This window comes from Candidatus Phytoplasma sp. AldY-WA1 (assembly GCF_020312115.2).
In the GTDB taxonomy this organism is placed as follows: Bacteria; Bacillota_I; Bacilli_A; order Acholeplasmatales; family Acholeplasmataceae; genus Phytoplasma; species Phytoplasma vitis.
The window spans coordinates 1-3036 of record NZ_JAHRHX020000066.1 but is presented as its reverse complement, the minus strand read 5'-3'; the positions used below and the strand labels follow the sequence as shown (position 1 = coordinate 3036).

Sequence of the window (3036 nt, the reverse complement as noted above, 5' to 3'; positions counted from 1 at the left end):
ATTACAATTAGTTATCGTATTGTTATAAAAAAATGTAAATTTTTTTTGAGCTATGCATATTTTAAAAAATTTTTTTACTAAAAAAAGACTAGTTTGATTTAACACTAGTCTTTTCAGTATTAAAAATGAATTTATTTACACTTTTTTGAAACAGTGCGATAATAATAACATAAACATAAATTATTTGTTTTATTAAATTAATTTAAATATTATTATTTTTTTTAAATTTAATAATGAAATTTTCAAATCTTTGAAGATTATAAAAATGTTCTATATTTTCTAATGCTAATTTTAAAGGTTCTTTTATACTTTTTAGTCCTTTGCCATCAATAACATAAATAAATTCTTTGTCTTTAAATTGTTTAATTGTTTTATTTAATTCTATAAAACGAGACAATTCGCTATTTATTTTAGACCCGGCAACATTAAAAAAACTACATTCTAATAAAAAAAGAGTTTTTTGTATTTTAAAAACAAAATCTATTCTTTTAGTTTCTTTTAATTCAGCAGTTGGAAAAATTTCTTTTAATGTTACTTCAGTTTGAAATTCAATATTATTTTTTTTTAATATTTCAGAAATCATAAACATCATCATTTTTCCAGTTTTATTTTTATTCATATTTGAATTTAAACCAATTTTTATACCTAATAACAAAGATTCTATACTATTAAGTATTGGATTTAAAAAAATATTTTGTAATATACCGGATTCCTCAACGAAATTCAAAATAGATGTTAAACAAGTAAAATCAATTTTAAATTCTTGATTATTCTTATTTAAAAAAACCAATTGTTCTTCTTGTGAATGTTTTTTTGCAAGCAAAAAAGGTAAAATGTGAAAACATTCAGTTTTTTTATTTTTAAACAAATACTCAATTTTATTTTTAAATTCAATTATTGAAGAAGAAAACAAAGTATTCAATTCATTTATTTCAAGATTATATGTTGTTAAAAAAATATTAATTTCATTCCAATTGATATAAGAATTTAAATTATAAGTAGTAGTTCGTAATTCTTTTTTAAAACTTAAATAATTTAATTCTAAAAGTTGGTTTGTTGAAATTGGATAATTAGTAATAATTGTTTCATAATTATTATTCTTGCGTTTTGAAGCATCAGAATTAATAAAACGTGAAACAGAAATTCTATTTAAATAAAATTCAGAATATAATTCATTAATATAAGGTGTATCATGATTTGTTAAAATCCATTTAACGCCTCTGTTATGAGCATTTTGTAAAGTTAAAAATAATCGTTTTTGTCCTTCTTTACCAAAAGGCAAAGTAGTATAAGCATCAAAAGAATTATTACACGAATCATAAGGAGGATCAACAAAAAGAAAATCATCTTTTTGGGCTCGATCTATTATTGTTTGATAATCACCACAAAAAAAATTAATATTTGTATGGTTTTTGAAATAAAAAATAATTTTTTTTATATTTTCAACATCAATTAAAGATGATAAAGAAAGATTTATTTTTTTATTAAAAGGGACATTAAATTTATTTTTTCTATTAACACGATAAATACCATTAAAACAAGTTTTATTTAAAAAAATAAAAAGAGCAGTTTTTCTAATATTTGAGGCAGATCGATTATATTCATCTCTAATTTGCCAATAAAAAGATTCACCATCTTTTTTAAATTGTTCGTTTAATTCGTTTAATATTTGAATAATTTTTTGAGAATGTATTATTAAATTTTGCCATACTAAAATCAATTCTGAATTAATATCATTAAGAATTGCTTTTTTAGGTTGTAAATGTAAAAAAAGAGCGCCACCGCCTAAAAATGGTTCATAATAAATATTAAATTTTGATGGAACGACTATATCTAAAAAAGACAATAATTGAGTTTTACCACCAATCCATTTAACAAAAGGCTTTAAAGTTGTTTTTTTCATTTTTTTTAAATTACCTTTCATTTATCAAAATAATTATAACATAAATAAAATTTTGCAATAAGTTTTTTTGATTAATTTTTATAATTTTTTTATATTTTTATCTTCTTTAATCGCACTGTTATAAATTTTTGTAAATAAATTCATTTTTAATACCGAACAGACTAGTTAAAATAAACTAGTCTTTTTTTTGTTTTTAGTGAAAAGAGGTTTTAAAAATGAATAATTTTAAACAAAGTGTATTAGAAATTGAATTATGTTATTTTGAATTGCTTTACAATCTTTTTAAAGAAAATAAAGAAATTGACGATGACAAAATAAAAGAAGAAATTAATAAATTAATTAAACAAATTAAATATTTATTATTTTGTAAAGTAATTAATTTTAAATTTCCGTTTCCATTAAAAAAAGAAGATTTATTGTTAATAACTTATCAAATTTTAGTAAAGAAAAATAAAAAGATTCAATTAACAATTCAAAATTTTGGAGAACAAGATTCTATTAATAGTTTTATAATTAAATTAATTCAAAATCATTTTTACAATTTATTAAGAAATCAAAACCGTCATGAAATAGGATTTATTGATATTAAGAATTCAATTTTTACAAAATCAAACGAAGAAGTTGAATTATCAAATTTTGATGTATTAGACAATTTAATAATATGTAATACAAACGAAACTAAATTTGGAGACGAATATTATCGTCAAGAATGCGAAAAAAATTTATTAAACAACATTGTTAATCGTGAATTAACAAAAGCGGAATGATGGAAATAACTTAGATAAAAAATTACTATTAATTAGTGTTCCTTTATTAAGTAACAAATACACTCATAACATCGAAATTAAACATGAAGCTATATTAGATATAAACGGATGTAATTTAGATATACCGCACTGTTATAAAAAAATGTAAATTTTTTTTAACACTGTATATTTTTAAAATCTCGTTTTACTAAAAACAAAAAAAAGACTAGTTTGTTTTAATTAGCCTTTTCGGTATTAAAAATAAATTTATTTACACTTTTTTAAAACAATGTGAAAATAAGTATTTTTTTAAATTAAAAATAAGTTTTTTATATTTTTAATTAAAATTATTTATTTTTTAAACAATTAATTTGTTTGATAATTTTT

Annotated in this window: 2 protein-coding genes; one reads left to right on the top strand and one right to left on the bottom strand. The window is 19.3% G+C overall.

The window, feature by feature from the left end:
- Positions 1 to 202: 202 nt before the first annotated feature.
- Positions 203 to 1903 carry a DpnII family type II restriction endonuclease gene (locus tag KTO59_RS03865; protein ID WP_284928730.1) on the bottom strand — a complete coding sequence of 567 codons (1701 nt, stop codon included), beginning with the start codon at positions 1901 to 1903 and terminating at the stop codon, positions 203 to 205.
- A gap of 215 nt (positions 1904 to 2118) precedes the next feature.
- Here KTO59_RS03865 and KTO59_RS03860 point away from each other — a divergent pair, with 215 nt between their 5' ends.
- Positions 2119 to 2670: a hypothetical protein gene (locus KTO59_RS03860; protein WP_284928729.1), complete on the top strand. Its 552-nt coding sequence runs from the start codon at positions 2119 to 2121 to the stop codon at positions 2668 to 2670.
- The last annotated feature ends 366 nt before the right edge of the window (positions 2671 to 3036 follow it).